Origin of the sequence: Rhizobium sp. NFR12 (assembly GCF_900108545.1) — a bacterium.
Lineage (GTDB): Bacteria > Pseudomonadota > Alphaproteobacteria > Rhizobiales > Rhizobiaceae > Neorhizobium > Neorhizobium soli.
The window spans coordinates 836,007-860,311 of sequence record NZ_FNWM01000001.1; the positions used below are offsets into that span (position 1 = coordinate 836,007).

At 60.9% G+C, this 24,305-nt stretch carries 28 protein-coding genes; 17 read left to right on the top strand and 11 right to left on the bottom strand.

What is annotated here, in order from left to right:
• Nucleotides 1-11 precede the first annotated feature (11 nt).
• Nucleotides 12-794 carry a heme ABC transporter ATP-binding protein gene (locus tag BLW69_RS04025; protein WP_092660065.1) on the top strand — a complete coding sequence of 261 codons (783 nt, stop codon included), beginning with the start codon at nt 12-14 and terminating at the stop codon, nt 792-794.
• A 1-nt stretch (nt 795) separates the two neighbouring features.
• Here BLW69_RS04025 and BLW69_RS04030 read toward each other — a convergent pair whose 3' ends face one another.
• The gene (locus BLW69_RS04030; protein WP_062582604.1) at nt 796-1,152 is read right to left on the bottom strand and encodes a YbaN family protein; all 357 of its coding nucleotides are present in this window, start codon (nt 1,150-1,152) and stop codon (nt 796-798) included.
• A 193-nt stretch (nt 1,153-1,345) separates the two neighbouring features.
• Here BLW69_RS04030 and galE point away from each other — a divergent pair, with 193 nt between their 5' ends.
• The 5 genes from galE to BLW69_RS04055 all read left to right on the top strand — a co-directional run bounded on the left by galE (nt 1,346) and on the right by BLW69_RS04055 (nt 5,154).
• Nucleotides 1,346-2,335 carry a UDP-glucose 4-epimerase GalE gene (gene galE, locus BLW69_RS04035; RefSeq protein ID WP_092661032.1) on the top strand — a complete coding sequence of 330 codons (990 nt, stop codon included), beginning with the start codon at nt 1,346-1,348 and terminating at the stop codon, nt 2,333-2,335.
• An 11-nt stretch (nt 2,336-2,346) separates the two neighbouring features.
• The gene (locus tag BLW69_RS04040; RefSeq protein ID WP_092660067.1) at nt 2,347-2,742 is read left to right on the top strand and encodes a VOC family protein; all 396 of its coding nucleotides are present in this window, start codon (nt 2,347-2,349) and stop codon (nt 2,740-2,742) included.
• Between the two features lie 11 nt (nt 2,743-2,753).
• Nucleotides 2,754-3,446, top strand: coding sequence for a uracil-DNA glycosylase (ung, locus tag BLW69_RS04045; protein WP_062455148.1), 693 nt, complete (start codon nt 2,754-2,756; stop codon nt 3,444-3,446).
• Nucleotides 3,447-3,589: 143 nt separating this feature from the next.
• Nucleotides 3,590-4,519 carry a VOC family protein gene (locus tag BLW69_RS04050; RefSeq protein ID WP_062455149.1) on the top strand — a complete coding sequence of 310 codons (930 nt, stop codon included), beginning with the start codon at nt 3,590-3,592 and terminating at the stop codon, nt 4,517-4,519.
• Between the two features lie 11 nt (nt 4,520-4,530).
• A complete protein-coding gene (locus BLW69_RS04055) occupies nt 4,531-5,154 on the top strand; it encodes an alpha/beta hydrolase (protein ID WP_092660069.1) in 624 nt (207 codons plus the stop codon).
• 43 nt (nt 5,155-5,197) lie between these two features.
• Here BLW69_RS04055 and BLW69_RS04060 read toward each other — a convergent pair whose 3' ends face one another.
• Nucleotides 5,198-6,238: a phytanoyl-CoA dioxygenase family protein gene (locus BLW69_RS04060; protein WP_092660071.1), complete on the bottom strand. Its 1,041-nt coding sequence runs from the start codon at nt 6,236-6,238 to the stop codon at nt 5,198-5,200.
• Nucleotides 6,239-6,418: 180 nt separating this feature from the next.
• Here BLW69_RS04060 and BLW69_RS04065 point away from each other — a divergent pair, with 180 nt between their 5' ends.
• Both BLW69_RS04065 and BLW69_RS04070 read left to right on the top strand, forming a co-directional pair.
• Nucleotides 6,419-6,808 (top strand): RidA family protein, encoded by a 390-nt coding sequence (locus tag BLW69_RS04065; protein WP_062582616.1) that lies wholly within the window; start codon nt 6,419-6,421, stop codon nt 6,806-6,808.
• A 198-nt stretch (nt 6,809-7,006) separates the two neighbouring features.
• Nucleotides 7,007-7,435 (top strand): L,D-transpeptidase, encoded by a 429-nt coding sequence (locus BLW69_RS04070; protein WP_062457824.1) that lies wholly within the window; start codon nt 7,007-7,009, stop codon nt 7,433-7,435.
• 35 nt (nt 7,436-7,470) lie between these two features.
• Here the strand turns inward: BLW69_RS04070 and BLW69_RS04075 are convergent, their stop codons facing one another.
• The 3 genes from BLW69_RS04075 to BLW69_RS04085 form a co-directional block, all read right to left on the bottom strand.
• The gene (locus tag BLW69_RS04075) at nt 7,471-8,046 is read right to left on the bottom strand and encodes a transglycosylase SLT domain-containing protein (RefSeq protein ID WP_062455153.1); all 576 of its coding nucleotides are present in this window, start codon (nt 8,044-8,046) and stop codon (nt 7,471-7,473) included.
• Nucleotides 8,047-8,223: 177 nt separating this feature from the next.
• Nucleotides 8,224-8,427, bottom strand: a complete 204-nt coding sequence (locus BLW69_RS04080; protein ID WP_139283786.1) for a hypothetical protein — start codon at nt 8,425-8,427, stop codon at nt 8,224-8,226.
• Nucleotides 8,428-8,587: 160 nt separating this feature from the next.
• The gene (locus BLW69_RS04085) at nt 8,588-8,935 is read right to left on the bottom strand and encodes a hypothetical protein (protein ID WP_092660075.1); all 348 of its coding nucleotides are present in this window, start codon (nt 8,933-8,935) and stop codon (nt 8,588-8,590) included.
• Nucleotides 8,936-9,159: 224 nt separating this feature from the next.
• On the opposite strand from BLW69_RS04085, the gene BLW69_RS04090 reads away from it, so the two are divergent.
• Nucleotides 9,160-9,714, top strand: coding sequence for a transglutaminase-like cysteine peptidase (locus tag BLW69_RS04090; RefSeq protein WP_092660077.1), 555 nt, complete (start codon nt 9,160-9,162; stop codon nt 9,712-9,714).
• A 78-nt stretch (nt 9,715-9,792) separates the two neighbouring features.
• Here BLW69_RS04090 and BLW69_RS04095 read toward each other — a convergent pair whose 3' ends face one another.
• Complete coding sequence (locus BLW69_RS04095; RefSeq protein WP_092661034.1) at nt 9,793-10,680, bottom strand: DMT family transporter; 888 nt, start codon at nt 10,678-10,680, stop codon at nt 9,793-9,795.
• Nucleotides 10,681-11,018: 338 nt separating this feature from the next.
• Between BLW69_RS04095 and BLW69_RS04100 the strand changes: the two genes are divergently transcribed.
• Both BLW69_RS04100 and BLW69_RS04105 read left to right on the top strand, forming a co-directional pair.
• Nucleotides 11,019-12,314, top strand: a complete 1,296-nt coding sequence (locus BLW69_RS04100; RefSeq protein WP_092660079.1) for an adenylosuccinate synthase — start codon at nt 11,019-11,021, stop codon at nt 12,312-12,314.
• A 58-nt stretch (nt 12,315-12,372) separates the two neighbouring features.
• Nucleotides 12,373-14,820: a hypothetical protein gene (locus BLW69_RS04105; RefSeq protein ID WP_092660088.1), complete on the top strand. Its 2,448-nt coding sequence runs from the start codon at nt 12,373-12,375 to the stop codon at nt 14,818-14,820.
• 150 nt (nt 14,821-14,970) lie between these two features.
• Here the strand turns inward: BLW69_RS04105 and rpoH are convergent, their stop codons facing one another.
• Together rpoH and BLW69_RS04115 are read right to left on the bottom strand one after the other, a co-directional pair.
• A complete protein-coding gene (gene rpoH, locus BLW69_RS04110) occupies nt 14,971-15,873 on the bottom strand; it encodes an RNA polymerase sigma factor RpoH (RefSeq protein WP_092660090.1) in 903 nt (300 codons plus the stop codon).
• Nucleotides 15,874-16,078: 205 nt separating this feature from the next.
• Nucleotides 16,079-17,104, bottom strand: a complete 1,026-nt coding sequence (locus BLW69_RS04115) for an RluA family pseudouridine synthase (RefSeq protein WP_092660092.1) — start codon at nt 17,102-17,104, stop codon at nt 16,079-16,081.
• A 45-nt stretch (nt 17,105-17,149) separates the two neighbouring features.
• Here BLW69_RS04115 and BLW69_RS04120 point away from each other — a divergent pair, with 45 nt between their 5' ends.
• Nucleotides 17,150-17,539 (top strand): hypothetical protein, encoded by a 390-nt coding sequence (locus tag BLW69_RS04120; protein WP_092660094.1) that lies wholly within the window; start codon nt 17,150-17,152, stop codon nt 17,537-17,539.
• Complete coding sequence (locus tag BLW69_RS04125) at nt 17,539-18,360, top strand: TrmH family RNA methyltransferase (RefSeq protein WP_092660096.1); 822 nt, start codon at nt 17,539-17,541, stop codon at nt 18,358-18,360. The genes BLW69_RS04120 and BLW69_RS04125 overlap by 1 nt, the downstream gene beginning before the upstream one ends.
• 16 nt (nt 18,361-18,376) lie before the next feature.
• Here BLW69_RS04125 and BLW69_RS04130 read toward each other — a convergent pair whose 3' ends face one another.
• Both BLW69_RS04130 and BLW69_RS04135 read right to left on the bottom strand, forming a co-directional pair.
• Nucleotides 18,377-19,627, bottom strand: a complete 1,251-nt coding sequence (locus tag BLW69_RS04130; RefSeq protein ID WP_092660098.1) for a coiled-coil domain-containing protein — start codon at nt 19,625-19,627, stop codon at nt 18,377-18,379.
• Nucleotides 19,628-19,727: 100 nt separating this feature from the next.
• On the bottom strand, nt 19,728-20,264 hold the full coding sequence (locus tag BLW69_RS04135) for a DUF1134 domain-containing protein (RefSeq protein ID WP_062457827.1): 537 nt from the start codon (nt 20,262-20,264) through the stop codon (nt 19,728-19,730).
• A gap of 255 nt (nt 20,265-20,519) precedes the next feature.
• On the opposite strand from BLW69_RS04135, the gene BLW69_RS04140 reads away from it, so the two are divergent.
• Nucleotides 20,520-21,194, top strand: coding sequence for a histidine phosphotransferase ChpT (locus BLW69_RS04140; protein WP_062455179.1), 675 nt, complete (start codon nt 20,520-20,522; stop codon nt 21,192-21,194).
• A gap of 153 nt (nt 21,195-21,347) precedes the next feature.
• Nucleotides 21,348-21,710, top strand: a complete 363-nt coding sequence (locus BLW69_RS04145; protein WP_062455181.1) for a response regulator — start codon at nt 21,348-21,350, stop codon at nt 21,708-21,710.
• 422 nt (nt 21,711-22,132) lie between these two features.
• Here the strand turns inward: BLW69_RS04145 and ctrA are convergent, their stop codons facing one another.
• Complete coding sequence (gene ctrA, locus BLW69_RS04155) at nt 22,133-22,834, bottom strand: response regulator transcription factor CtrA (RefSeq protein WP_062455185.1); 702 nt, start codon at nt 22,832-22,834, stop codon at nt 22,133-22,135.
• A 427-nt stretch (nt 22,835-23,261) separates the two neighbouring features.
• Between ctrA and BLW69_RS04160 the strand changes: the two genes are divergently transcribed.
• Nucleotides 23,262-23,612, top strand: coding sequence for a flagellar export protein FliJ (locus tag BLW69_RS04160; protein ID WP_092660102.1), 351 nt, complete (start codon nt 23,262-23,264; stop codon nt 23,610-23,612).
• 154 nt (nt 23,613-23,766) lie between these two features.
• A complete protein-coding gene (locus BLW69_RS04165; RefSeq protein WP_092660104.1) occupies nt 23,767-24,225 on the top strand; it encodes a paraquat-inducible protein A in 459 nt (152 codons plus the stop codon).
• Nucleotides 24,226-24,305: the final 80 nt, after the last annotated feature.

The following is a 24,305-nucleotide window of genomic DNA, read 5'->3' on the forward strand; positions in this document are numbered from 1 at the left end:
GGAGGACGGGCATGATCAGGGCAGAAAACGTCACCGTCAGCCGCGCCGGTCGCAAGCTGATCGATCAAGTCAGCCTGACGCTGGAGCCCGGCCGTTTCAGCGTGGTGATTGGCCCGAACGGTGCCGGAAAATCGACGCTGATGAAGGTCCTGTCCGGCGAGATGGTCCCGGATAGCGGTCATGTTTGCTACTACGGTGCCGATGTGGCGGCCTGCAAGCCGGTCGATCTGGCGAGGCGCCGAGCGGTGCTACCGCAGGCGACGCAGCTGGCCTTTCCCTTCTCGGCGCTGGAGATCGCCCGCATGGGGGCGGTCGCTCATGGGTCGCTCAATCCGGACGAAGAAGCGCGCAAGGCCTTGGCACGCGTGGGCCTGCGCGGTTTCGAAAGCCGGCCCTATCCGTCGATGTCCGGCGGCGAGCAGCAGCGCGTCCAGTTTGCTCGCGCGCTGGCGCAGGTGCCAAGGCCGGTGGTCGGCGGCGTGCCGTGCGCGCTGTTCCTCGACGAGCCCACAGCCAGCCTCGATCTTGGCCACCAGATCTCGGTGCTGGAAACGGCCCGTGATTTTGCGGCTGCCGGCGGCATGGTTCTCGCCATCCTGCACGACCTCAACCTCGCTGCGGAATTTGCCGACCATTTGGTGGTTTTGAACCACGGCTGCGTGGTTGCGGAAGGTCCGTGCCATGACACCGTGAGCGACGAGATGATTGCTTCCGTCTATGGCATCGCCGGTGCCGTCGGTCGCGTGCCGGCAGCGCATGTGCCTTACGTTCTGCCTCAGTCGCGGCATCGCTAGCTCAGGCGTCCGGTCGCGTCAGCATGAAGATGGCCGGGCCGATCATCAGCGCGGCGACCAGAATGGCGAGCCAGGCTGCCGGGTGCGAGCCGAACCAGAAGCCGGTATAGCTGACGGCCATCAGCGAGATCGCCGTGACCTTTGCCCGTCGCGAAATAGCGCCGCGCTCGCGCCAGTTCCTGAGCGGCGGGCCCAGCGTCTCATGGTCCATCAGCCATGCCTCCAGCTTTGGCGACGAGCGCGCAAAGCAGGCGACGGCCAGCAGCAGGAACGGCGTCGTCGGCAGGATCGGCAGGAAGGCGCCGATCACGCCAAGCCCCACGAACAGCCAGCCGAGACTGAGAAAGATGTAACGCATCAAAGGACCTACGGGAATCTGCTGACAAGGATAGACAAGTTCGCGGCGCCCGTCTTCATGTAAAGAATCAACTGCATGGGGATGCTGTCTGGTGTTCTGCCATGGGGAGCGGGACCCCTGATATGGCCTCTACCCTTCCCATTTGAAACCCTGTCGGTATAGTGCCGCCGATTTCGACGAAGCAGGAGCGATGATGTCTAAGAAAAAGGTGCTTGTCGTTGGTGGGGCAGGGTATATCGGGTCCCATACGTGCCTCGTTCTGGCGGACCGGGGTTACGAGCCCGTCGTCTTCGACAATCTCTCCAACGGCCATGCGGAATTTGTCCGTTGGGGCGAGCTCGAACAGGGCGATATCCGCGACCGTGCACGGCTCGACGAAGTGCTCGCCAAGCACAAGCCGGACGCCATCCTGCATTTCGCTGCGCTGATCGAAGTCGGCGAATCCGTCAAGAACCCGGTCGGTTTCTACGACAACAATGTCATCGGTGCGCTGACGCTTCTGTCGGCCGCGATCGACGCTGGCGTGAAGGCCTTCGTGTTCTCCTCGACCTGCGCAACTTACGGTCTTCCAGACCGGGTGCCGATGGACGAGACTCACAAGCAGGCGCCGATCAACCCTTACGGCCGCACCAAATTCATCATCGAGCAGGCGCTGAAGGACTACGGCACCTACAAGGACCTGAAATCGGTCATGCTGCGCTATTTCAACGCGGCCGGTGCCGATTTCGAAGGCCGGATCGGCGAATGGCATACGCCCGAAACCCATGCGATCCCGCTTGCCATCGAGGCAGCGCTTGGCCGCCGTCAGGGCTTCAAGGTGTTCGGCGACGATTACGACACGCGTGATGGTACCTGCGTCCGCGACTATATCCATGTTCTCGATCTGGCCGACGCGCATGTCCGCGCCGTCGATTACCTGCTCGCCGGCGGCGATACGGTCGAGCTCAATCTCGGCACCGGCACCGGCACCACTGTCAAGGAACTGCTGGACGCCATCTCCGATGTGTCGGGCAAGCCGTTCCCGGTCGAATATGTCGGCCGCCGCGAAGGCGATTCCACCTCGCTCGTCGCCAACAACGACAAGGCCAAGGCCGTGCTCGGCTGGGAGCCGCAATATTCCCTGGAAGACATTATCCGCTCCGCCTGGGACTGGCATTCCAAGTCCAACCACATCCTTCGTTAAGGAGCGCCCTGATGGCAAAGATGGTGCATTCGATGATCCGCGTGCTGGACGAAGCGCGCTCGGTCGAGTTCTACAGTAAGGCGTTCGGCCTGAAGGTCGCCGATCGCCGGCCGTTCGACGGGTTCACGCTGATCTACCTCTCCAATCTCGAAACCGGTTTCGAGCTGGAACTGACGGTCAACGGCAATCGTTCTGAACCCTACAACCTTGGAGACGGTTACGGCCATCTGGCGGTGACGGTCGAGGATGTCGAGGCGGAACACAAGCGCTTCTCCGAACTGGGCCTGACGGTGGGCAAGCTTGCGGACATGCCGCATGAAGGCCGGCCGTTTGCGAAATTCTTCTTCGTCACCGATCCGGATGGCTACAGGACCGAAGTCATCCAGCGCGGCGGACGTTTCACCTAAAGGACACCTGCATGGCGGACGGCGATATCAAGCTCGAGGAAACCTGGAAATTCGCGCTCGAAACAGAGTTCGAGGATCCGTATATGGCCGATCTCAAGAGCTTCCTGGTGTCCGAGAAGAAGGCGGGAAAGCTCATCTTTCCAAAGGGTTCGGAGTATTTCCGCGCACTTGACCTGACGCCGCTCGATGAGGTGAAGGTGGTGATCCTCGGACAGGACCCGTATCACGGCGAAGGCCAGGCGCATGGCCTGTGCTTCTCCGTGCGGCCCGGTGTTCGTATCCCGCCATCACTCGTCAACATCTACAAGGAAATGGAAGCGGATCTCGGCATTGCGCCGGCAAAGCACGGTTTTCTCGAGCATTGGGCCGAACAGGGCGTGCTGCTTTTGAACAGCGTGCTGACCGTGGAAGAGGGCAAGGCCGCGGCGCATCAGGGCAAGGGTTGGGAACGCTTCACGGACGCTGTCATCCGCACCGTCAACGAGGAATGCGACGGCGTCGTCTTCATTCTCTGGGGAGCCTATGCCCAGAAGAAGGCGGCTTTTGTCGATGAGGAACGGCACCTCGTCATCAAGTCCGCCCACCCGTCGCCGCTGTCGGCCCATAACGGGTTTCTGGGCTCCAAGCCGTTTTCCAAGGCGAATGAGTATCTGCAGTCCATCGGCAAGGATCCTGTCGATTGGCAGCTGCCGGAAACCGTCTGAGCGGTGAACGCTTAGGTCACCTCGTCAACGAAAAATGAACAATCCGTTCGGATGTGATCCTCTATCCAATTCGCATGCGATCACCAATTATCACCCCAGACAACGGCTCGCTCCCGAGCCGACAAATTGAAAAGGGGTTTGACATGATTAACCAGATCAAGGGCCTCCACCACGTCACGTCGATGGCGGCCAGCGCGTCCACCAACAACCGGTTCTTCACCGATACGCTCGGTCTGCGCCGGGTCAAGAAGACCGTCAACTTCGACGCACCTGACGTCTACCATCTCTATTACGGCGACGAAATCGGCACGCCCGGCTCGGTCATGACCTATTTCCCGTTCCCGCATATCGCCAGGGGCCGCCCCGGCTCAGGCGAAGTGGGCACGACCGTATTCTCTGTACCGCAGGGCTCGCTCGGCTACTGGACGGATCGTCTGACCAAAGCCGGTGCCGATGGTTTGAAGGCCGACGAAGCCTTTGGCGAAAAGCGCCTGCAGTTTGCAGGTCCAGACGGCGACGGGTTTGCGCTGGTCGAAGTCAAGGATGACGACCGCGCCCAGTGGACGGGCAACGGCGTCGGTGCCGACGAAGCGATCCGCGGCTTTCACTCCGCTTCGCTCAGACTGCGCGACGACGGTGCCAATGCCGAGCTCTTGAAGTTCATGGGCTATGAACAGGTTGATGCCAGAGACGGTGTCACGCGGTTCGGCATGCCCGGCGGTAACGGCGCCGACTTTATCGACGTCGAGACGATGCCGAATATTTCGGGCGCACGTCTCGGTGCCGGCTCCGTGCATCACCTGGCGTTTGCGGTCGAAAACCGTGAAAAGCAGCTCGAAGTCCGCAAGGCGTTGATGGATACGGGGTATCAGGTAACTCCGGTGATCGACCGCGATTACTTCTGGGCCATCTACTTCCGCACGCCCGGCGGCGTGCTGTTTGAGATCGCGACCAATGAACCCGGTTTCGACCGCGACGAGGATACCGCGCATCTGGGCGAGGCCCTGAAGCTGCCGACCCAGCACGAGCATCTGCGCTCGACGCTCGAGGAGCACTTGGAACCGCTGGCCTAAGGAGAGTGACGATGAGTTTTGACAGTTATGTGCACCGGGCGCGGCCCGGTGCACCCGGTGCGCCGATCCTGTTCACCTTCCATGGCACAGGCGGCGACGAGAACCAGTTCTTCGATTTCGCGAGCCGGCTCGTTCCGGGCGCGACGATCATCTCTCCGCGCGGCGACGTCGCCGAGCATGGGGCGGCGCGCTTTTTCAGGCGCAAGGCAGAAGGGGTCTACGATCTCGACGACCTCGCCCGTGCAACCAAGCGGATGTCTGACTTCGTGGAAGCCAATCGCGACCGCTACGAATCCTCGACCGTGCTTGGCCTCGGGTTTTCGAACGGCGCCAACATTCTTGCCAATGTGATGATCGAAAGGCCCGGCCTGTTTGAGGCGGGCGTGCTGATGCATCCGCTCATCCCGTTCACGCCGCCTGCGCGCACGACGGGTGAGAAGGCGCATGTGCTGATCACCGCCGGCGAGCGGGACCCGATCTGCCCGGTGCCGCAGACGCAGGCACTTGCCGACTATCTCCGCGCGGCCGGTGACGAGGTCACGCTGGAATGGCATGCCAGCGGCCACGAGATCCGCCCGAACGAGATCGAGGCGATCAAGACGTTCCTGGCGCCATACGGCGCCCGAACCGAATGAACTGATCAGCCAGGCCCGCAGATCCGTGGGCCTGGCGGAACCGTCAGGTATGCGGCTCGGAATAGGCCGTGCACTCGCCGACATCCTGCCATGTCGGCTTTCTGCCGGCGCGCTTTGCCTTGCGGTCGGAATGGCCGAGATAGAGATCGAGGCGGCGGTCATGCAGGCCGGGAATGAAGCTCAACGGTGAGAAGGGCAGCGGCGAGAACGGATTGGTGCGGTGATAGGCATGCAGTTCGACCCGCATCGTGTGCTTGAAGCTGACCGCGCGCGAATGGAACGCATAGGTATCGGCAACGACAAGCGTATTGGCCGGCACAGTCACCTTCTTCGGCTCGAAATCACCAAGCGTGGTCAGCTCTTCCGGCGTAATCCGAAATGATCCGTCGGCGTGATGGGCGCGGTTGTCCGTGCTGGCGATCAGGCTTTGCCGATATTCCCATTCGATCCGCTTTTCCGTCAGCTTGTGGCTGCCCGGCACGAATACGAAGGGACCGTTGTCCGCCTCGACATCATCGAGAAACAGCCAGGCCTTGGAGGTCGAGTGAAACGTGTCCGCGTGCAGTGCGGTCTGCGGATCGGCCTTGGCCAGCGCCGGTTCGGCAATCACCGTCTGGATGAAGTGGATCGGATCGCCGCCGGCACCGCCGACATAGCGCAGGAGGCCGGCGATCGACTGGTTGTGGCTGAAGCGAGCCAGATCCGGCAGGCGATTCAGCGCTGTCGGGCCGATCGGAATCATCCGCGTCACCGCCTGTCCCTGCCGCATCTCGCGTGCCGGCAGAGGCTCGCTCTTGAGGAAATCCCGGATGCGCAGGAAGACGTCCTGCGGCAATGCGTTTTGCCGGATCACGAACCCGTCGCGATCAAACGCGCTGCGTTCCTCCGGTCTGACCTGTGACCCCAGGATGCGGCGACGGTAGTCTGCCATCCAAGCGGCTATCCGCACCCGCTCCCGATGCAGGCCAAGCTCGTTCAGGTGCGGATGGCCGATCAGCGGGTTTTTGCGAAACGACTTGTCGCTGCCAAGAATGCCAAGCGCCAGCCGCGGATAGCGCCACCATTGAATTGTCTGCTGCGCCATACCCAACCCCGTATCTTCGTCGCTGCGATCATACCATCAGGCATTGAGGCCGCAAGGGATCAGGTCGCCTGCTCTTTGCCCCGTCCCAGGCTCGTTTTCAGGGGAGGGTTGGCTTGCAGCGTCGGCCGTTGAGAGGTCTAGTGCGCCATTGCCATGCTTTGAAGAGAGTAGCATTCCTCGATGAAGACGACATTCAATCCGCCATCCGTCCGTCAGCCGTTCGGCGCCTACAATCACGGTCTGCTCGTGCCGCCAGGAGCCAGTCTGCTGGTCACCTCGGGCCAGCTCGGCATTGGCCTTGACGATGCAATCCCGGCCGATGTTACCGCCCAGGCAGAACTCTGCTTTAAGGCGATTGGGGCGATCCTTGACGAGGCCAAGATGACCTATGCCGACGTCATACGCATTTCCGGCTTCGTGACGAGGCGCGAGGACTTCCAGGCCTACATGGCGGTGCGCGATCGTTTCACGCTCGACCCAAAGCCAGTCTCGACGCTGATCATCGTCGGCGGATTCACCCGCGCGGAATTTCTGGTCGAGGTCGAAGTGACGGCTGCAAAGGTATTTTAGGGCGGATCTCGCTTTGCCACGATACTATCAGGTTAAAATGGCAATAGTCTTATCAGTTGATGGCTTGTTTTCGAAATTTACTGTGCCGATTAAACAAAATTCAAAATAATCAACGACGGGCACGCTAGACTATATTGAAACGTTTCTCGCAAAGTGATGATGTCTTTTCAGGGTAAGGGGCTTTCCGGGGGACATTTCATGCGCCACTACATGGTTGGAGCTGCACTGTTTTCGTGCGCGCTTGTCTTTGCGTCGTCCGCACTGTCCGCCGGCCTGGTCGCCAGCGTCAGCCTGTCGTCCCAGACGATGACGGTGAGCGAAGATGGTGTTGATGTCTACCGCTGGCCGGTATCGACCGCTCGGAAAGGCTACAGCACGCCGCTCGGCAGCTGGAGCGCAAAATGGCTCTCGAGGAGCCACAGGTCGCGCAAGTACGACAACGCGCCAATGCCGTTCGCCGTGTTCTACAATGGCGGCTATGCCGTGCATGCGACGTTCGATACCAAGCGCCTCGGTCGACCAGCCTCCCATGGCTGTATCAGGCTGCATCCGGAAAATGCCGCAACCTTTTTCGCGCTGACGAGCCGGTATGGAACCGCTAACACCCGCATCGTCGTCGGCTATTAGGCCGTGTGCAGCTTAGCCTGCACGGGAACCAAGGTTCAGTATCCGCAACGGCGCAGTTGCGCCTCGTATCTGGCTGCCATGGCGGCAGATTTCTTTGCGGTCTGGCGAACCCCGCCGCCGAACTGGCCGCGCTCATAGCCGCCGTGGCCGGTATAGTAGGCGAGGTATAGGTTGTAGGTATCGCTGAGGGGGATGTTGTTCCGGATATGGCTCTGGTGGTGATACCAGCCGACAAAGCGGATGGCATCGCCGAAATCACTGCGGCTGGCGGCCCAGCGACCCGTCGATTTGCGGTAACCGTCCCAGGTTCCGTCCAGCGCCTGTGCGTAGCCATAGGCCGAAGAGATACGGCCCCAGGGAATGATGCCGAGCACATATTTGCGCGGCGGGCGGGCGCGGGCGCGGAAACTCGACTCGACGTAGATCGTCGCCATCAGGATCGGGACCGGCACGCCGTATTCGCGGCTTGCTGCGCGCGCCTGGCGGGCCCAGTTGTTGAAAAGCCCGTCTCTCTGCTCGAAAATCGCGCAGGCATCTCCGATCCGGCTCGGCGCGGAGGCGCAAGCCGTGAGGGACATCATCAGAAGGGCGATGTAAAACGCATTACGCATCGCGCGTTCTTTCAGGCTTGGACTTAAGGCTCTATCTCTGAGGTTTCAGATTGGAACAATGCCACTAAAACTTAACGAAAAGTTTAACGGCCCGGAAAGCAGCCAAAAGGCTCCACGTGCTCGCCTCGGCGCGATGGTTTGCGATCGTCGACATTGAAGGGGTTGCGGAGACGAGGACTAATCGTCGAGGTATCTTTCGCGGTCCTCGACCGTCGCTTTTTTCGAGAAGGCTGACTGGATCAGCGCTGCGGGCAAAAGCACTATAAACGCGACCACGGTGGCGACACCGTAGGCGAGGGCTGCCAGCGCCCATAAAATGCGGTTGATCATCGGCTTCATCCAGGTTGCCCGATCGGTTGCCTCGGCCTGCACACATAGCACGAAGATCTCTCCAATTCATGAGTGTGTTTTCACATACACGAACTGCGCAGAGAAGTTTTATAGCGCAGTAACAGGGGCGTTCGCGGAAGCCCCGATAACGACAGAAAAAGGCCGCTCAATGGAGCGGCCTTGATCATGTCTGCGATACGCCAGAGGGCGATCAGCAAGTTGGATTGGTTTCCATGGTCATCATGGCTCCACCGGCGGTACCTGTGTTGGTGCTGGCGCCGGGATTGGAGTTGTTGCCGGAAGCCACGCCCGGATCCTTCATCGTGCCTGCCTGGCAGTTGGTCGATGGCGTTGTGCCGGATGTGCTGTTGGTCGAGGACGAATCCACGCCCGGCAGCGACGTTGTCGGCGCGGTCTGTTCGACACCGGACATCGGCATCGACTTGCCGGTGCTTCCGGATCCGTCATTGCCGCCCGAACCGGAGCCGCTGGTCTGTGCAAAAGCCGAGGTTGCGAGACCGAGCGAAAGGGCTGCGACGGTGATTAGTTTAATGCTCATGGGAATGTTTCCTTCTTGTTGTCCTCACAGTTACCAAACCGCCCCAGGTGCAGTTGGTTCCAGCTATTGCGCGCCAATTCCTTTTGTGTGCCAGCGCGGGAAAAAAATGGATTTCAATAAAATTGCATCTATTCGTTTAAGCGCACCGCAAACCTGCCTGCGTATGGTCGTCCCATAACGAAACGAGATGGCGACATAGCCATCCGCCAAACAGGGTACGGGCCATGATCAAGAAGCTCATCATTTCCGCGATCGTACTGACCGCGCTGGTTGCAGGCAAGGAAGCCAATGCTGCAGGTCCGGGCTCGTTTGCCCGCTCGCTCTCAGGCGTTTCCGCTCTCCACATGCAGGTCGCCCAGAACCGTACCCAAGGCGCCGAAGGCTCCAACACGATTTCCGAATTTACCATCGACCAGGTCCGCGAACTGAAGCGCGTCAACGACGCGGTCGACGGCACGCTTGCAGCGCTCGACGGCTATCTCGACACGTTTGCCGCAGACATGGCCGTCGATCAGGCACTCTGCCTCGATTGCGCCGACCTCAAGCGCGACCGTCTCGTCTCCATCGGCTGGGATAGCCGCACCCTTTCGATCGGCTACGCACTCAACGACGAGGGCAGGATCGAACGGGTTCTGGTCGTTGCAACGCCGCGCGGCGACATCGTGCTCTCGCATGGCGGCCTGACGGTCGACCGCAGCGCACAGACGATGACTGAAACGACGAAGGCTAGCGAGGCTCTGCCGGTACCTGCGGCAACTGCCGACCATTACGATATCTGAAGCTCACTGACTGGCCGGCGGCGTCGACGTGCCCTGACGCTGCCGGTCCTTTTTTCTTATGTGTCGCCCGCCCCGCGTTTATCGCTGCGCGGGTTTTCCCCATTCCGCGATGGCGATGCCGCCAAGCGCCAGGACAAGCGCTACGACATGGAATGCCTGCAGGTGTTCGCCGAGAACGATCACGGAAAGCAGGGTGCCGAAAACAGGCACAAGATTGATGAAAAGGCCGGCCCGGTTGGCACCGATCTCCTCGACGCCGCGGATATACAGAACCTGGGCAATCAGCGAGGCGAAGACGGCCGTGTAGGCGGCAATGATCCAGCCGTTGGTATCCGGCCAGACCATGCGGCCTGCCGAATATTCCCAGGCGGCGGCGGGAATGCTGCCGAGCAGGGCAAACAGCGCCGGAACCGCCATCAGGCTGCGCCAACTGATGGCCGGGCGAAAGCGCAGCGCCACCGTATAGACCGCATAGGCGACGATCGCGATCATCATGACCGCATCGCCAAAATTGACGCTGAGCGTGACGATGGTCGACAGATCTCCATGCGCTGCCGTCAGAAGACCGCCCATCAGGGTCAGCGCGAAGCCGACGATCTGCAGCCAGGAGACTTTCATGCGGAACAGCACGAAGTTTAACAGGAAGATCAGCACCGGAATGAGCGTCTGCTCGACGGTGACGTTGATCGCGCTCGTGTAATTGACGGCTGTGTAGAGCGCTGCGTTGAAGGTGACGTAGCCGACCAGTCCGAGAAAGGCGAGAAGCGGCAGGTTTTTCCGGATCACCGGCCAGTCGCGGCGAAGATGAGGAACCGAGATCGCGAAAATGATGGCGGTTGCGAAAACCCATCGCCAGAAGGTGAGAAGCATCGGGCTGATATGACCGATGGCAAGCTTGCCCGCCACCGCGTTGCCGCCCCAGCACAGCGTCGCGATGATCAGGAACAGATAGGCTTTGCGGTACACGATGATTTCCTCCGCGTGCCGTATCGACGGCCCGTCCATGTCTCATCTTCTATCGTCGTCGCCGGCCTCGGTCAGGGACGCTTGTCCTGGGCCTTAGCGTGGGAAATTGCAAATTGTCACGCAAAATCCATCAGACATTCACAAACAGGTCGCTTTCCTCGGGCCAAGGCATTATAGATGCGCGCGTTTGCAGGGGCGGGTCCGGCGCGGTTTCGGACGAGCGCCCTTGTGGGAGAGAACTCTATCTGGCGCTCGCAACGCCGCTGTCTCAGAGCAGCGGTGCTGTCGCGGCGCCGTGGCGTGCTTGAAGGGCAGGCCCGAAACGCAGGAAAGCAAAGATGACGAATGTAGTCGTGGTTGGTTCGCAGTGGGGTGACGAGGGCAAGGGCAAGATCGTCGACTGGCTCTCTGAACGGGCGGATATTGTCGTTCGGTTCCAGGGCGGCCACAATGCCGGCCATACGCTCGTCATCGACGGTGTCAGCTACAAGCTGTCGCTGCTGCCCTCCGGTATCGTCCGCGGCAAGCTTTCGGTTATCGGCAACGGCGTCGTCGTCGATCCGCACGCGCTGGTCGCTGAAATCGCAAAGCTCGACGGGCAGGGCGTCAAGGTCACCCCGGACGTGCTGCGCATCGCCGACAACGCGACGCTGATCCTGTCGCTGCACCGCGAGCTTGACGGCCTGCGCGAAGATGCGGCATCCAACACCGGCACCAAGATCGGCACCACCCGCCGCGGCATCGGCCCGGCCTATGAAGACAAGGTCGGCCGTCGTGCGATCCGCGTCATGGATCTTGCCGACCTCGATACGCTGTCGGCCAAGGTCGATCGCATCCTCACCCATCACAACGCGCTGCGCCGCGGTCTGGGCGAGCAGGAAGTCAGCCATGAGACGATCATGCAGGAACTGACGTCCGTCGCCGAACAGGTTCTGCCGTTCCGCGAAACCGTCTGGGAACTGCTGGACAAGGAGCGCCGCAAGGGTTCGCGCATCCTGTTTGAAGGCGCGCAGGGCTCGCTGCTCGACATCGACCACGGCACCTATCCGTTCGTGACGTCGTCGAACACGGTTGCCGGCCAGGCTGCTGCCGGTTCCGGCATGGGCCCGGGCTCGCTGGGCTACATCCTCGGCATCACCAAGGCCTACACGACGCGCGTCGGTGAAGGCCCGTTCCCGACCGAACTCCATGACGAAATTGGTCAGTTCCTCGGTGAAAAGGGCCATGAGTTCGGCACCGTCACGGGTCGCAAGCGTCGCTGTGGCTGGTTCGACGCGGCGCTGGTTCGCCAGTCGGTCGCGACCAACGGCATCACCGGGATCGCGCTGACGAAACTCGACGTTCTCGACGGTCTGGAAGAACTGAAGATCTGCGTCGGCTACATGCTCGACGGCCAGCGGATCGACCATCTTCCCGCAAGCCAGGCGGCGCAGGCTCGGGTCGAGCCGATCTACGTGACGCTGGAAGGCTGGAAGGAATCCACCGTTGGTGCAAGGTCCTGGGCGGACCTGCCGGCACAGGCGATCAAATACGTTCGTCAGGTTGAGGAATTGATTGGCGCGCCAGTTGCGCTACTTTCCACAAGTCCGGAACGCGACGACACCATACTTGTGACGGACCCGTTTGAAGATTAATGTCAACTATTGATTATCCATTCAGCCGGCTTGAGCCCGGCGACAATGAGAAGTGCTGATGGCAGATTTTGTAGCGGTGATCCGCCGCGCTGTTGATGGTCTGGCGACAAACTCGCCTGAAGCCCGCGCGAAAGTATATGAAAAAGCGCGTGGTGCCGTTCAACGGCAGCTCGAGAACATGAAGCCGCGGCCGCCGGAAGAAATGCTTCGGCGGCAGATGGACAAGCTCGAAACGGCGATCGTCGAAGTCGAGAGCGAGCACGCGGAGGCGCTGGCGCCGTTCGAGAACGAGGCTGGTTTTGCCGACGACGAATTTGCCGCTGGCCAGCCTGCGCCCGCTGAAGAGACGGTGTTGCCGGCTCCAGCGGAGCCCGAGCAGGAACCGGCACCCGCTCCGGGCGAAGAGCCCGAACAGGCAGCACCGCTCGCCGCTACCGAGCCGGCTGGCTATTCGTATGACGAGCCTCCGCTCTATGAGGAACGGCACGAGCCTTTTGCTCCTGTTGCAGCCGAAGAACGCGAACCTGACGTTGCCCATTACGAACCGGCTGTAGAGCCGGAGACGTATGAGGCACGCACGGCCTACGAAGAGCGTCCGCTTTACGAAGAGCCTGTGCCGTCCGAGGAGCAGGACACTGTTCATCAAGGTGGATGGCCGGTCGGTGATGTCGCTGCCGTCGGTGAACGCGATGAGCAGGTCCACAACGAACCTGTGGCCGATGACGGCCGGGCACATTCCGTCGAAGCGCCGATCGAGCAGTATCCCGGGACTGTCGACGAGCCTGTTGCAAACGAGCGGGATGATGATCTTCCCTACTCGGCTGCCCGTCAGGACGATGACGTCGCCCACGTCCAGTGGCCACCGCAGACCAGTGCGGAGCCAGCGCGCACGGAACATGCGCCGCTCTTCGAAGAGCCCACCTGGCATGAGCCGGCGCATTCCGAAAACACCGCCGCAGCCGCCTGGGACGACGTTCCGGAACTGGTGCCGGCCGGTCCCGTCGAGCCGGTCCATCAGCACCAGCCGCAGGCCGATCTTCACAGTGGTGATCGCGTCGATGCGCATTTCGACCAGGAAACCCATGTTTCTGCCGATGCAGTTCGCATGCCATCAGTCGCTGAGCTCCCAAGTTTCGGCCAGACCGGGACGGAGACCGGGCGCAAAGACGACAGCGACGATTTTTTCGCAGGCTACCAGCTTGACGCAAAAGCGGATGAGCAGGCACAAAAGGCTGCCGGCAAGGATCACGAGAAGGATCCCTGGAGCGATCTGGATGACCTGATCGGGTACAGCAAGGGCGCGGCAATTGCCGGCGCCGGCGCTGCCGCCTCGAACCCGAGACAGGCCCAGTCGGATGACAATCTCGAAGACCTGATGCCGACCCCGGCTAAGCCATACCGGGTGACGACGACGCGCAAGCGCAATTACGGTGGCCTCGCACTCGGACTGGTCGGCCTTCTGCTGCTGGGTGGCGCTGGTTATGCCGCCTGGATGAACCGCGACGCGCTGAGCGAGATGGTCGAAGGCTTCATGCCGTCTTCCTCGACGGACACGGCGGTCTCGACCGCTGAAACGCCCGCGACCTCGCAACCGGCCTCCGGGAACGCAACTACGGCTCCGGCAACAGCGCCGGCCAACCCGACGCCTTCGACGCAGGCAAATGGCCAGCCCGCCGGTCAGACGAGCCCGCCGCCAGCCGCGGACGGTTCGACCGCCAGCCCGAAATTCACCCAGCGTCTGATGCCGGATGGCACAGAGGTGGATGAAGGTCCGGGTTCGGCCGGAAGCCTTGCCCAGAACGCCGAAGGGCAGTCGGTGGCGCAGCTCAACGCCCCGCCGACCACGCCGCCTGCGGCGCCTGGTGCTGCCGCGACGGCTGCAACCGCGCCGGGCGCACCTGCAGCGCCTGCCCCCGACGCCAATCCGGCAGCGACCCCTGCTGTCTCCGGCGAAAAGATGTTCCTCTATGAAGAACGTCTTGGCCAGACCGCGCCGACCGCGATCGACGGGAGCGTTTCCTGGTCTCTGCAGCGCGAGCCGGGTTCCAACGGCGGTCCGCCTCAGGCTGAAGTCCAGGCCCGCATCACCATACCCGGTCGTGGTCTGACCGCGCTTGTGACGTTCAAGCGCAACTCGGATCCGTCGCTGCCCGCGAGCCATCTGATCGAGATCGTCTTTGCCGTCCCGCCAGACTTCGAGGGCGGTGCCATCGACAGCGTCCAGCGCATTGCGATGAAGACATCCGAGCAGGATCGCGGCAACGCCCTGATCGCGGTTCCGGCCAAGATCACCGACGACTTCCACATGATCGCGCTCAACGACTTCCCGGATGCCCGCAACACCAATATGGAGCTGCTGCGCACCCGCAACTGGATCGACATCCCGGTCGCCTATCGCAACGGACGCCGCGCGCTGTTCACGCTCCAGAAGGGGCCTGAAGGCGAGAAGGCGTTCAACGAGGCCATCCGCGAATGGGGCCAGGCCGGCGGCCAGACGGGCCAGTAATCGATCGGTCGCAGGACATAGGTCATACGAGAAGGGTCGCGAGAGCGGCCCTTTTCCATTTCCAGCCTCCCGTTGCGAACTCCCATGGCTCCGGCTAAAGAAAAAGGCCGCAAAATGCGGCCTTCGATCTGCGGATACTGGTGTGTCCCGTTACGCGTCGACGACGCGCAATGCCTGGGCCTGGGCGAGGGCCTCCTTGCGCACCGCATCCTGCACCTTTTCGAATGCGCGGACCTCGATCTGGCGGACGCGTTCGCGGCTGATATCGAACTCGGTGGACAGTTCTTCGAGCGTCACCGGGTCTTCCGACAGACGGCGGGCTTCGAAGATGCGGCGCTCGCGTTCGTTCAGCACGGCAAGTGCCTTGCCGAGCATGCGGCGGCGCGTGTCGAGCTCGTCCTGCTGGATCAGAACCGCTTCCTGGCTCTCATGATCGTCGACCAGCCAATCCTGCCACTGGCCGGCTTCGCCTTCAGCCGCCCGGATCGGGGCGTTGAGCGAAGCGTCGCCGGAGAGGCGGCGGTTCATCGAGATCACTTCTTCCTCGGATACGTTCAGCTTGGTGGCGATCTCGGTGACCTGGTGCGGCTTCAGATCGCCGTCCTCGATCGCCTGGATCTTGCCCTTGAGGCGGCGCAGGTTAAAGAACAGCCGCTTCTGGTTGGCGGTCGTGCCCATCTTGACCAGCGACCAGGAGCGCAGGATGTACTCCTGGATCGAGGCCTTGATCCACCACATTGCATAGGTCGCCAGACGGAAGCCGCGTTCCGGGTCGAATTTCTTGACGGCCTGCATCAGACCGACATTGCCTTCCGACACGACTTCGCCGATCGGCAGGCCGTAGCCGCGATAGCCCATGGCGATCTTTGCGACGAGACGCAGGTGGCTCGTCACCATCTTGTGTGCGGCAGCGCGGTCGCCATGCTCAGCGTAACGCTTCGCGAGCATGTATTCCTGCTGCGGCTCCAGCATCGGGAATTTGCGGATTTCATCGAGATAGCGATTGAGACCGGCTTCGCCGGCGGTAATCGAAGGCAGATTGTTACGGGCCATGAAGCACCCCTTTCCGATCGTTGTCGGTTCCCGGCAGATTTCATCTGCCCTTACGGCGAACCGATTATGGCGCGGATCGTTCCCGACCCCGCACCAATGCAAGTGTCAGATAAGTGTGGCGGAACAGCGATTCAAGCGTTCACACCAACGTTATGACATTACAATTGCGTAATGATCGGCCGGACTTCCGGCGACGGTCAGGCCGTCATTGCCGCAGGGCTTCGATCAACTGTTCCAGGTCGTCGGGGATCGGAGCCTCGAATTCCATCACCTCGCCGGTGCGGGGATGTTCGAACACAAGCAGATAGGCGTGCAGCGCCTGGCGCGGGAAGGCGCTGACGACGGTGCGGGCGGGCTCGGGGATCTTGTTGACCTTGGTCTTGAAGCCACCGGCATAATCGAGGTCGCCGATCAGCGGATGGCCGATATGAGCCATGTGGACTCGGATCTGGTGCGTGCGGCCGGTTTCCAGACGGCATTCGATCAGGGCCGCCAGCGAGGTTGCCTCGGGCGTCTCGTGAAAACGCTCGATCACCTCATAATGGGTCACCGCCTCGCGCGCGTCCACGGCATTCTCGCGGGTGACGGCGCGCTTGGTGCGGTCGCCACCGGCGCGGCCGAGCGGTGCGTCGATCGTGCCCTTCAAACCTTTCGGGCGGCCCCAGACGACGGCCATATAGGCGCGTTCCAGCGGACCGGAACGGCCATGGTCGGCAAACTGGTCGGCGAGGTGGCGATGCGCCAGATCGTTCTTGGCGGCAACCATCACGCCCGACGTATCCTTGTCGAGCCTGTGCACGATACCCGGCCGCTTGACGCCACCGATGCCGGAAAGAGTGTCGCCGCAATGGTGGATCAGCGCGTTGACGAGGGTCCCGGTCCAGTTGCCGGCGCCCGGATGCACGACGAGACCCGGTGGCTTGGCGATGACTATCAGGTCCTCGTCCTCATAGAGAACATCGAGCGGAATATCCTCGCCCTTGGGTTCGGGATCCTCCGGTTCCGGCAATGTGATCTCGATTTGATCGCCGGGGGACACTTTCTTCTTCGGCTCGGTGCAGGCCTTGCCGTTCAGCAGTACGACACCCTGTTCGATCAGCGCCTTGATGCGGTTTCTGGAGAATTCGCCGTCCAGAACCTGTGTCAGCCACGCATCCAACCGCCCTTCTGCTGCCTCATCGGCAGTCAGGACTTTCCTCGGGGCTTCGGCTTGTTTAAAGGGGTCGTTCATTCCGGTTTCCGTCAATTCGCAATCTTGCACGCATAAGGACAATTCATGCCCCAACCAGAAGTCGAGGAAAAGGAAGAGCCGCTTGATCCGGCGATGGAGAGAATCCGCCGGAAGATGGTGCTTCTGCAGCTCGTTTCGGGCGGGATCCTGTTTGTCTGCTTTATGGCGGTCCTCGCCGCGATTGTCTACAAGATCTCCCAGCGGCCCGCAGACGGCCCGGCAACGGTCGCCACGTCGGGAAGTTTCACCGTCCCGTCCGACCAGCCGCTGAAGGCCACCGCCGCACTGCCGACCGGTTTCCAAATCGACAATGTGTCGATGTCCGGCAGCCAGCTCGTCTTCCTCGGCCAGCTGAACGGCGCCCGCAAGGTGTTCGTGTTCGATATCGTGCTCGGCCGCATCGTCGCCGATGTGACGATCGCCACCGGTCCGTGATGGAGCCTATCCGCATCGAGGATGCGGACGACCCGCGGATCGCCGAATTTCAGGCGGTCCGCGATCGCGACCTGACGGGCAGGGGCGGGCGGTTTATCGCCGAGGGCACTGTCGTGCTGCGCATGCTGGCGCAGGCACACCGGGCCAAGTCCGGCTTCGTCGCGGAGAAGCTTCTGCTTCTGGAAAATCGGGTGTCCGGGCTGGAAGACATCCTTGGCCGTTTCCCTGACGATGTCCCGGTCTATGTCGCATCCTCTGCCGTTCTCGACCGGATTGTCGGCTTCCACCTCCACCGCGGCGTGCTGGCGATCGGTCGCAGGGCTGAGGAGCCGTCGATTGCGGACCTCCTGCAGAACCTGCCGGAAAAGGCATTGGTCGTTGCGGCCTTCGGCATTTCCAACCACGACAATATCGGCTCGATCTTCCGCAATGCGGCCGCGTTCGGCGCCGATGCGGTGCTGCTGGACGCCGCCTGCTGCGATCCGCTCTATCGAAAGTCGCTGCGGGTTTCTGTCGGCTCCGTGCTCTCGGTGCCCTATGCCCGCACCGGGACGATGACGGAGCTTCTGGACGCGCTGATGCTGCGCGACTTCGCGATCTGGGGCTTGTCGCCTGCCGGACACGTCGAAATTCGCGAAGTGTCGCCGCATCCGCAGATGGCGCTGATCACCGGGACCGAGGGCGAGGGGCTTCCAGCGCATATCCTCTCCGCAGTCAAGACCGCGCGCATTGCCCAGATGCCGGGACTGGACAGTCTCAACGCCGCAACCGCGACCGGCATCGCGCTCTACGAGATCGCCATGCGGCAGGGCCGGCTCTAGGGATTTCAGGTGTCGTTCAGGACGACGACTGCTCGTTCAGTTTCGCCATGGCCTTCTTGGCCTTGGCAGCCAGGCTTTCGCGATCGCTGTTGCCGGATTTTCCAGACAGGATCGTGTTGATCGGCGAGGCTTTGCCTTCGCGCGCGGCCGTGAGCGCCACAAGACTTGCAGCGATGGTTGCAAGCTCCTGCCGAAGTGCTGCATCGTTAGCGCCATCGCGACTCTTTAAAAGCCGTTCCGACACCGCGGTCGCCCGGTTGCGGGCATCGTCTGCGAGATCGATCATGGCCGGCGTCATCATCGCAGCTGTCATCATGGTGGGCTCTGGGTCCATGCCCGTCGGGCGGGCGACGGCTAACACACCCTCCTCGAGGAGATGCGCCGCCTGGATGTCTTCGGGACCGGGCGTGTTGATCTTGCCTGAATTCGACTTCGCTTTTGATCCGGCTGGCGCCCCGGTTTTGCGCAGGGCGCGGCTCGCGTCGCGGGCTTCCGCATTGGCCGTTTTCAGTTTTTCGCGCAGCCGTTCGATTTCCTGCTGACGGCGGTCCAGCGCCTCGGCCCTGTCGGCACCGTCGGCGATCTCCCGGTCCAGCCTTTCCTGCAACACTATCCGGCGTTGCTCTTCCAGCTTGACCTTGCTCTCGGCTTCCTTGGCGCGGGTGGTCATGTCGCGGATTTCCGTGCGCAGCGTCTCGCGTTCGTCGCGAAGATTGCCGATCCGGGCCTTGAGGCCTTCCATCTCGGCGGCATGAGACGAGAGGTCGATGCGGAAATTGTCCGTATCGGCAATCAGGCGGGCAACGTGCTGCTGGCGTTCGCCTATCTCGACATCGCGCATCCGCAGGTCGTCGTGGGACTGTTCCAGCGCCACCTTCAGCTCCTGGATATAGCTGTCTTCCTGGCGAAGACGCGAGCGGGTGGCGGCGGCCTCCACATCCAGCGTGTCGGCCTGCATCTTCAGGTCCTGCCGGTCGTCTTCAAGAGTACGGATGGTCGCGTTCAGCGCCTCGATATCGAGCATCAGGCGGGTGTTTTTCTCGCGCGCCTGGAGCAGTTCCTGAGAGGTCCGGGCGTTTTCCGCCGCATAGACGGCACGTGCCATATCACGCTGGGCACGCACTTCCTCAGGGCTGATCGGCAGTGTCGCGCGGATGCGGTTTTCCGTGTAGCGCACGATCCGCCTGTGGATCGCCGGCGAAATCAGGATGGCAAGCAGCGCCGCGCTGAGGAAACCCAGGCCAAACAGGAGTGCGTATTGGATCACGGAAAGCCGTTCTTTGTGTCTGGAGCGGACGGGCTCTTTTTAAGCACGGGCGCCTGCACCCGGCAAGTGGGCACGCCCGGTGGAGGCGTCTGCCTGCCGCTCAGAAGGGGTTCCAGGTGGCTTCGCGGGTCATCTTCAGATAGCCGACATTGATGCCGAGACGGGCGCCAAGGCCGGTGCGGATAGGCACCAGGATCACGTTGTTGTTGCGCAGCACCGTCATGCCGACGCCGGCGACAACGAAGGCCGAGCCGGAAACGCCGCCGAAGCGGGCATAGAGCGAATCGACCGTCGGCAGGTCATAGACCAGCATCATGGCGCGGGTGCCCTGGCCGCCGTAATCGATGCCGAGCGAGGGGCCCTGCCAGTAGGTCGGATGCTGTCCGGCGTTTTTCGTGTATAGCTGGCCTTCGCCATAGGTCAGGCCGGCGATGAAGGCGCCGGAGCCTTCCTGGCCGAGAATGTAACCGTTGGGCAGGCCGTATTTCGAGAAAGCGTTTTCCACCACCTTGGCGAGACCGCCGCTGGTGGAGCCGAAAAAGCCGTGGCCGGCATCGACAATTTCCTGCATCGAATACTGCGAAGCATTCTGCTGGGCGGATGCCCTTTCGATTGTGACACAGAAAGCGGTTGCCATGACCACGAAAGCGGTGGCAAAGCGAGCGAAGGCGGAAAGGTTCTGGCGGCGCATATTGAAGTCCGTTTGTTAAATCTTCCGTTATCAAGCGTCATGCTTAAGCCGCCTCTATCTTGGCGGCATGACGTTAACAATCGGTTTACCACAAATGGTGTCATTATGGCGGCACCTATACACATTGACTGTCGACAATCCCCGCGCAATGTTGCTGTGGCACATGCGCGAGGGAATATTTTCATCCAGCCGGAGACACGCATGCCTAAAAATCCCAATCTAACCCTCGGCGGTCCGGATCTGGCAGCTCTCCTCTGCAGCCGGGTCTGCCACGATATCATCTCGCCGGTCGGAGCCATCAACAATGGCCTGGAGCTTCTCGATGAGGGAGCCGCCGACGCGGATGCGCTCGACCTGATCCGTACATCGGCCATGAACGCCTCGGTGCGTCTGAAATTCGCGCGGCTTGCTTTCGGCGCCTCCGGCTCTGTTGGTGCCTCGATCGATACGGGCGAGGCCGAAAAGGCTGCCAAGGAGTTCGCGGTCGCCGAAAAGAAGACGGAAGTCTCCTGGAACGGCCCGCGCGCCATCATCCCGAAGAACCGGGTCAAGCTGCTCCTCAACCTCTTCACTGTCGCTTACGGCGGCATTCCGCGCGGCGGCTCTCTCGATGTGACACTCGAAAACCCGGAATTCGACGCGAAGTTCATCATCACCATCAAAGGCCGGATGATGCGCGTGCCGGCGAAATTCGTCGAAGTGCTGTCGGGTGCCATGGAAGAGGCGGTCGATGCCCACACGATCCAGCCCTATTACACGGTTCTGCTGGCCGACGAATGCGGCATGGATTTGAAATACGTGGTGTCTGAAGACAAGATCACCTTCATCGCGGAAACCGTCCCTGCCGAAGTGCCGGCCGTTTCCGAAGAGGTCTGAGACCCGATCAAGCGCTCTGACATGTGAAAAGCGCGGGTTGCCTTGAGGCGGCCCGCGCTTTTCGCGCTGCGCCTGACGCGTAACTCTTTCTTAGCTTCATTCGGGTCATGGTGGATGTTGCCCAGGGACGGGCACAGCATCAGGGGAAACACGATGCAGCGAATGATGATTGCAGACAGTTCGGACATCGTGCGCAAAGTGGGCAAGCGCATTCTCTCGGAGATCGGCTTTCTGGTTTCCGAAGCGGGCACTGCGCAGGAAGCACTGACCGGCTGCCGTGCAACCTTGCCGAACTTCCTGATCGTCGATGCAGGCCTCGACGACGCGCTCGGTCTGATCGCCTCTGTCCGGGCAATGGATCGCGGCAAGGACGTCAAGATCTTCTACTGCGTCATCGAGACGGACCTGAAGAAGATGATGGCCGGCAAACGCGCCGGCGCCAGCGATTTTCTCCTCAAACCTTTCGACCGCAAGATCCTGACATCGGTGTTCGGCGGCTTCGCTGTTGCGGCTTGATAGTTTCAGCGTTTGCGGCGTGCGCTGAGTGAAGCCGCGTCTCGGAGGTGTCCTGTGAGCGAAGACAACTTCTCGTTCTCTACCCCGTACCCAGTCTCATCGCGACGCTACTTCAAAGCGAGAGAGCGAAGGGGAGCCCTCTGACGGAAGACGAGGTCCTCGAAATCACCGACACGTGTGAGGTCCTCGCAGTTTCCCGTGATGTTGCTCAGAAAATGGACGAGCAGCGCGGCTATCTCGACATCGATCCTGAGAACTGCTGGGACGAGTGGCACCAAGCTCGAACCGTGTTTATGGAAACTTGATCCGGACACCGCACTGAATTCGTCAATCCTCAGCGCTTTCACCTCGGCAATCTCAAACGCAAAAACACCCGCTTGCGCGGGTGCTCTTCAATCCGGGATAGGGAAAAGTTTTCAGGCTCAGGCGGTTTCTGCGAGCTCGACATTGTCAGGTTCGCGCAGCACGTAGCCACGGCCCCAGACAGTCTCGATGTAGTTCGCGCCACCGGCCGCATTTGCGAGCTTCTTGCGCAGCTTGCAGATGAAGACGTCGATGATCTTCAGTTCCGGCTCGTCCATACCGCCATAAAGGTGGTTGAGGAACATTTCCTTGGTGAGCGTGGTCCCCTTGCGGAGCGAAAGAAGCTCCAGCATCTGGTATTCCTTGCCCGTCAGGTGCACACGCTGGCCGCCGACTTCGACGGTCTTGGCGTCGAGGTTCACGATCAGTTCGCCGGTGATGATGATCGACTGGGCATGGCCCTTCGAACGGCGAACGATGGCGTGGATACGTGCAACCAGTTCGTCCTTGTGGAACGGCTTGGTCATGTAGTCGTCTGCGCCGAAACCAAGGCCTCGTACCTTGTCTTCGATGCCCGCCATGCCCGACAGGATCAGGATTGGCGTCTTGACCTTTGACAATCTCAGAGTGCGAAGCACTTCATAACCCGACATGTCGGGGAGATTGAGGTCAAGAAGAATGATATCGTAGTCATACAACTTACCAAGGTCGACGCCTTCTTCGCCAAGGTCGGTCGTATAGCAATTGAAGCTTTCCGATTTCAGCATCAGCTCGATCGACTGGGCCGTCGCGCTGTCATCTTCGATGAGTAGAACCCGCATAATTTTCCCCTTTACCGCCGCGTAAGGTTACCGATGCCCCCTTACTCGATACGGATCCAGACTGAGCCTGATTTGGAAGCTGCCAGAAACTGGTTAACAAATTATGAGCGGTCCTGGCAAGGTGCATCATTTTGTTAAGCAAAATTAGTAGCAGCCTGTTTTACTTTAAGGATTGGCCATCGCCAGCTTGATTCAGCGGAGGAGGAAACCCCGCTAAGTGATTCAAACGACTCCGACATTGTCGTGACCGAAAACCGGCCTTGGCATTTACCGACCCTTAAATGATCAGGCTTATTGTTAATGATGCCTGTAAATGAAAGGTTAACGCGGCGCCAAATTTGTTAACGCCTCGGAAATTTTTTGAGCCTCGCACTGTATTGAACAGGGGTTTACCGGCCTGGGTCTCGCTATCCACGGAGTATTGCGTATGAAATCGCGTGACAATCTTGTTCGCCTGAAGAACTTTCAGGTTAACGAAAAGCGTCGTCAACTGCAGCAGTTGCAGACGATGATGGCCGAATTCGAAAGAATGGCGAAGGAACTGGAGCACCAGATCACCGTCGAGGAGAAGAAATCGGGAATTTCCGACCCGAATCACTTCGCCTATCCAACTTTTGCCAAGGCTGCCCGCCAGCGGGCCGACAATCTGCAAGTCTCGATCCGGGACCTTCGGGTCCAGCAGGAATCTGCCGAACTCGCACTGGAAGAAGCGGAAGCCGAATTCGCCAAGGCGTCGGCGCTCGAAGAGCGCGACACCGGTATGCGCGCCCGCGCCTGATGCCTCGCGGCTGGTCGACAGCCGAGCGCATCACACGATAGCGAGAGGACTTTGACGAGGGGACCGCGGACCGGTGCCCCCGTTTTTGCTTTTTCGACTTTTTCCACGGAGCGGCAGGGCAGACGTGTGGCCCAAGCTTTGCTATGGGTGCCCGATGAGAAGGCTCATCTGGTTTTCGCTTTATGCCGTCGCTTGTGTTTTTCTGGCCCTGGGTCTGACCCTGCCGATCATTCGCTTCGACCGCCTGTATTTTTTCCGCGAGACGCCGTCGCTGGTCGAACTGGTTTCGGCTCTTTGGGGGCAGGGCGATGTTGCGCTTTCGCTGATCGTCGGACTGTTCTCGATCGTCTTCCCGGTTGCAAAGCTTATGGCGCTCGGCGCGCAAGCCTTTCGCGGCAATCGTCAGCCGGGATTTTTCGCGCGCGTGATGCCGCATCTTGCGAAATGGTCGATGATGGATGTGATGCTGGTGGCACTCGTGGTGTTTGCGGCCAAGACGTCCGGCCTCGCGCAGGCAGTAACGCAACCCGGCCTGTGGTTCTATGCGGCCTCGGCGATCATCGCGGGCATATTGCCGCAACTGGCGCGGCGAGAACCGTCCTTGTCCCGATAAATTTCAAACCAGGGCAAATAAAAAGTGCCGCTGCGGTGAGGCAACGGCACTTCGATTTTACCGATGAACAGTGGTCTGCT

Coding starts and splice junctions, on each gene's coding strand:
- BLW69_RS04135 (WP_062457827.1), bottom strand. CDS start 20,264: ATGGCAACCGCTTTCTGTGTCACAATCGAAAGGGCATCCGCCCAGCAG.
- BLW69_RS04060 (WP_092660071.1), bottom strand. CDS start 6,238: ATGGCGCAGCAGACAATTCAATGGTGGCGCTATCCGCGGCTGGCGCTT.
- BLW69_RS04050 (WP_062455149.1), top strand. CDS start 3,590: ATGATTAACCAGATCAAGGGCCTCCACCACGTCACGTCGATGGCGGCC.
- BLW69_RS04070 (WP_062457824.1), top strand. CDS start 7,007: ATGCGCCACTACATGGTTGGAGCTGCACTGTTTTCGTGCGCGCTTGTC.
- BLW69_RS04145 (WP_062455181.1), top strand. CDS start 21,348: ATGCAGCGAATGATGATTGCAGACAGTTCGGACATCGTGCGCAAAGTG.
- BLW69_RS04105 (WP_092660088.1), top strand. CDS start 12,373: ATGGCAGATTTTGTAGCGGTGATCCGCCGCGCTGTTGATGGTCTGGCG.
- BLW69_RS04100 (WP_092660079.1), top strand. CDS start 11,019: ATGACGAATGTAGTCGTGGTTGGTTCGCAGTGGGGTGACGAGGGCAAG.
- BLW69_RS04055 (WP_092660069.1), top strand. CDS start 4,531: ATGAGTTTTGACAGTTATGTGCACCGGGCGCGGCCCGGTGCACCCGGT.
- BLW69_RS04120 (WP_092660094.1), top strand. CDS start 17,150: ATGCCCCAACCAGAAGTCGAGGAAAAGGAAGAGCCGCTTGATCCGGCG.
- ung (WP_062455148.1), top strand. CDS start 2,754: ATGGCGGACGGCGATATCAAGCTCGAGGAAACCTGGAAATTCGCGCTC.
- BLW69_RS04065 (WP_062582616.1), top strand. CDS start 6,419: ATGAAGACGACATTCAATCCGCCATCCGTCCGTCAGCCGTTCGGCGCC.
- BLW69_RS04040 (WP_092660067.1), top strand. CDS start 2,347: ATGGCAAAGATGGTGCATTCGATGATCCGCGTGCTGGACGAAGCGCGC.
- ctrA (WP_062455185.1), bottom strand. CDS start 22,834: ATGCGGGTTCTACTCATCGAAGATGACAGCGCGACGGCCCAGTCGATC.
- BLW69_RS04125 (WP_092660096.1), top strand. CDS start 17,539: ATGGAGCCTATCCGCATCGAGGATGCGGACGACCCGCGGATCGCCGAA.
- BLW69_RS04090 (WP_092660077.1), top strand. CDS start 9,160: ATGATCAAGAAGCTCATCATTTCCGCGATCGTACTGACCGCGCTGGTT.
- BLW69_RS04115 (WP_092660092.1), bottom strand. CDS start 17,104: ATGAACGACCCCTTTAAACAAGCCGAAGCCCCGAGGAAAGTCCTGACT.
- BLW69_RS04025 (WP_092660065.1), top strand. CDS start 12: ATGATCAGGGCAGAAAACGTCACCGTCAGCCGCGCCGGTCGCAAGCTG.
- BLW69_RS04160 (WP_092660102.1), top strand. CDS start 23,262: ATGAAATCGCGTGACAATCTTGTTCGCCTGAAGAACTTTCAGGTTAAC.
- BLW69_RS04075 (WP_062455153.1), bottom strand. CDS start 8,046: ATGCGTAATGCGTTTTACATCGCCCTTCTGATGATGTCCCTCACGGCT.
- BLW69_RS04085 (WP_092660075.1), bottom strand. CDS start 8,935: ATGAGCATTAAACTAATCACCGTCGCAGCCCTTTCGCTCGGTCTCGCA.
- BLW69_RS04165 (WP_092660104.1), top strand. CDS start 23,767: ATGAGAAGGCTCATCTGGTTTTCGCTTTATGCCGTCGCTTGTGTTTTT.
- galE (WP_092661032.1), top strand. CDS start 1,346: ATGTCTAAGAAAAAGGTGCTTGTCGTTGGTGGGGCAGGGTATATCGGG.
- BLW69_RS04030 (WP_062582604.1), bottom strand. CDS start 1,152: ATGCGTTACATCTTTCTCAGTCTCGGCTGGCTGTTCGTGGGGCTTGGC.
- BLW69_RS04140 (WP_062455179.1), top strand. CDS start 20,520: ATGCCTAAAAATCCCAATCTAACCCTCGGCGGTCCGGATCTGGCAGCT.
- rpoH (WP_092660090.1), bottom strand. CDS start 15,873: ATGGCCCGTAACAATCTGCCTTCGATTACCGCCGGCGAAGCCGGTCTC.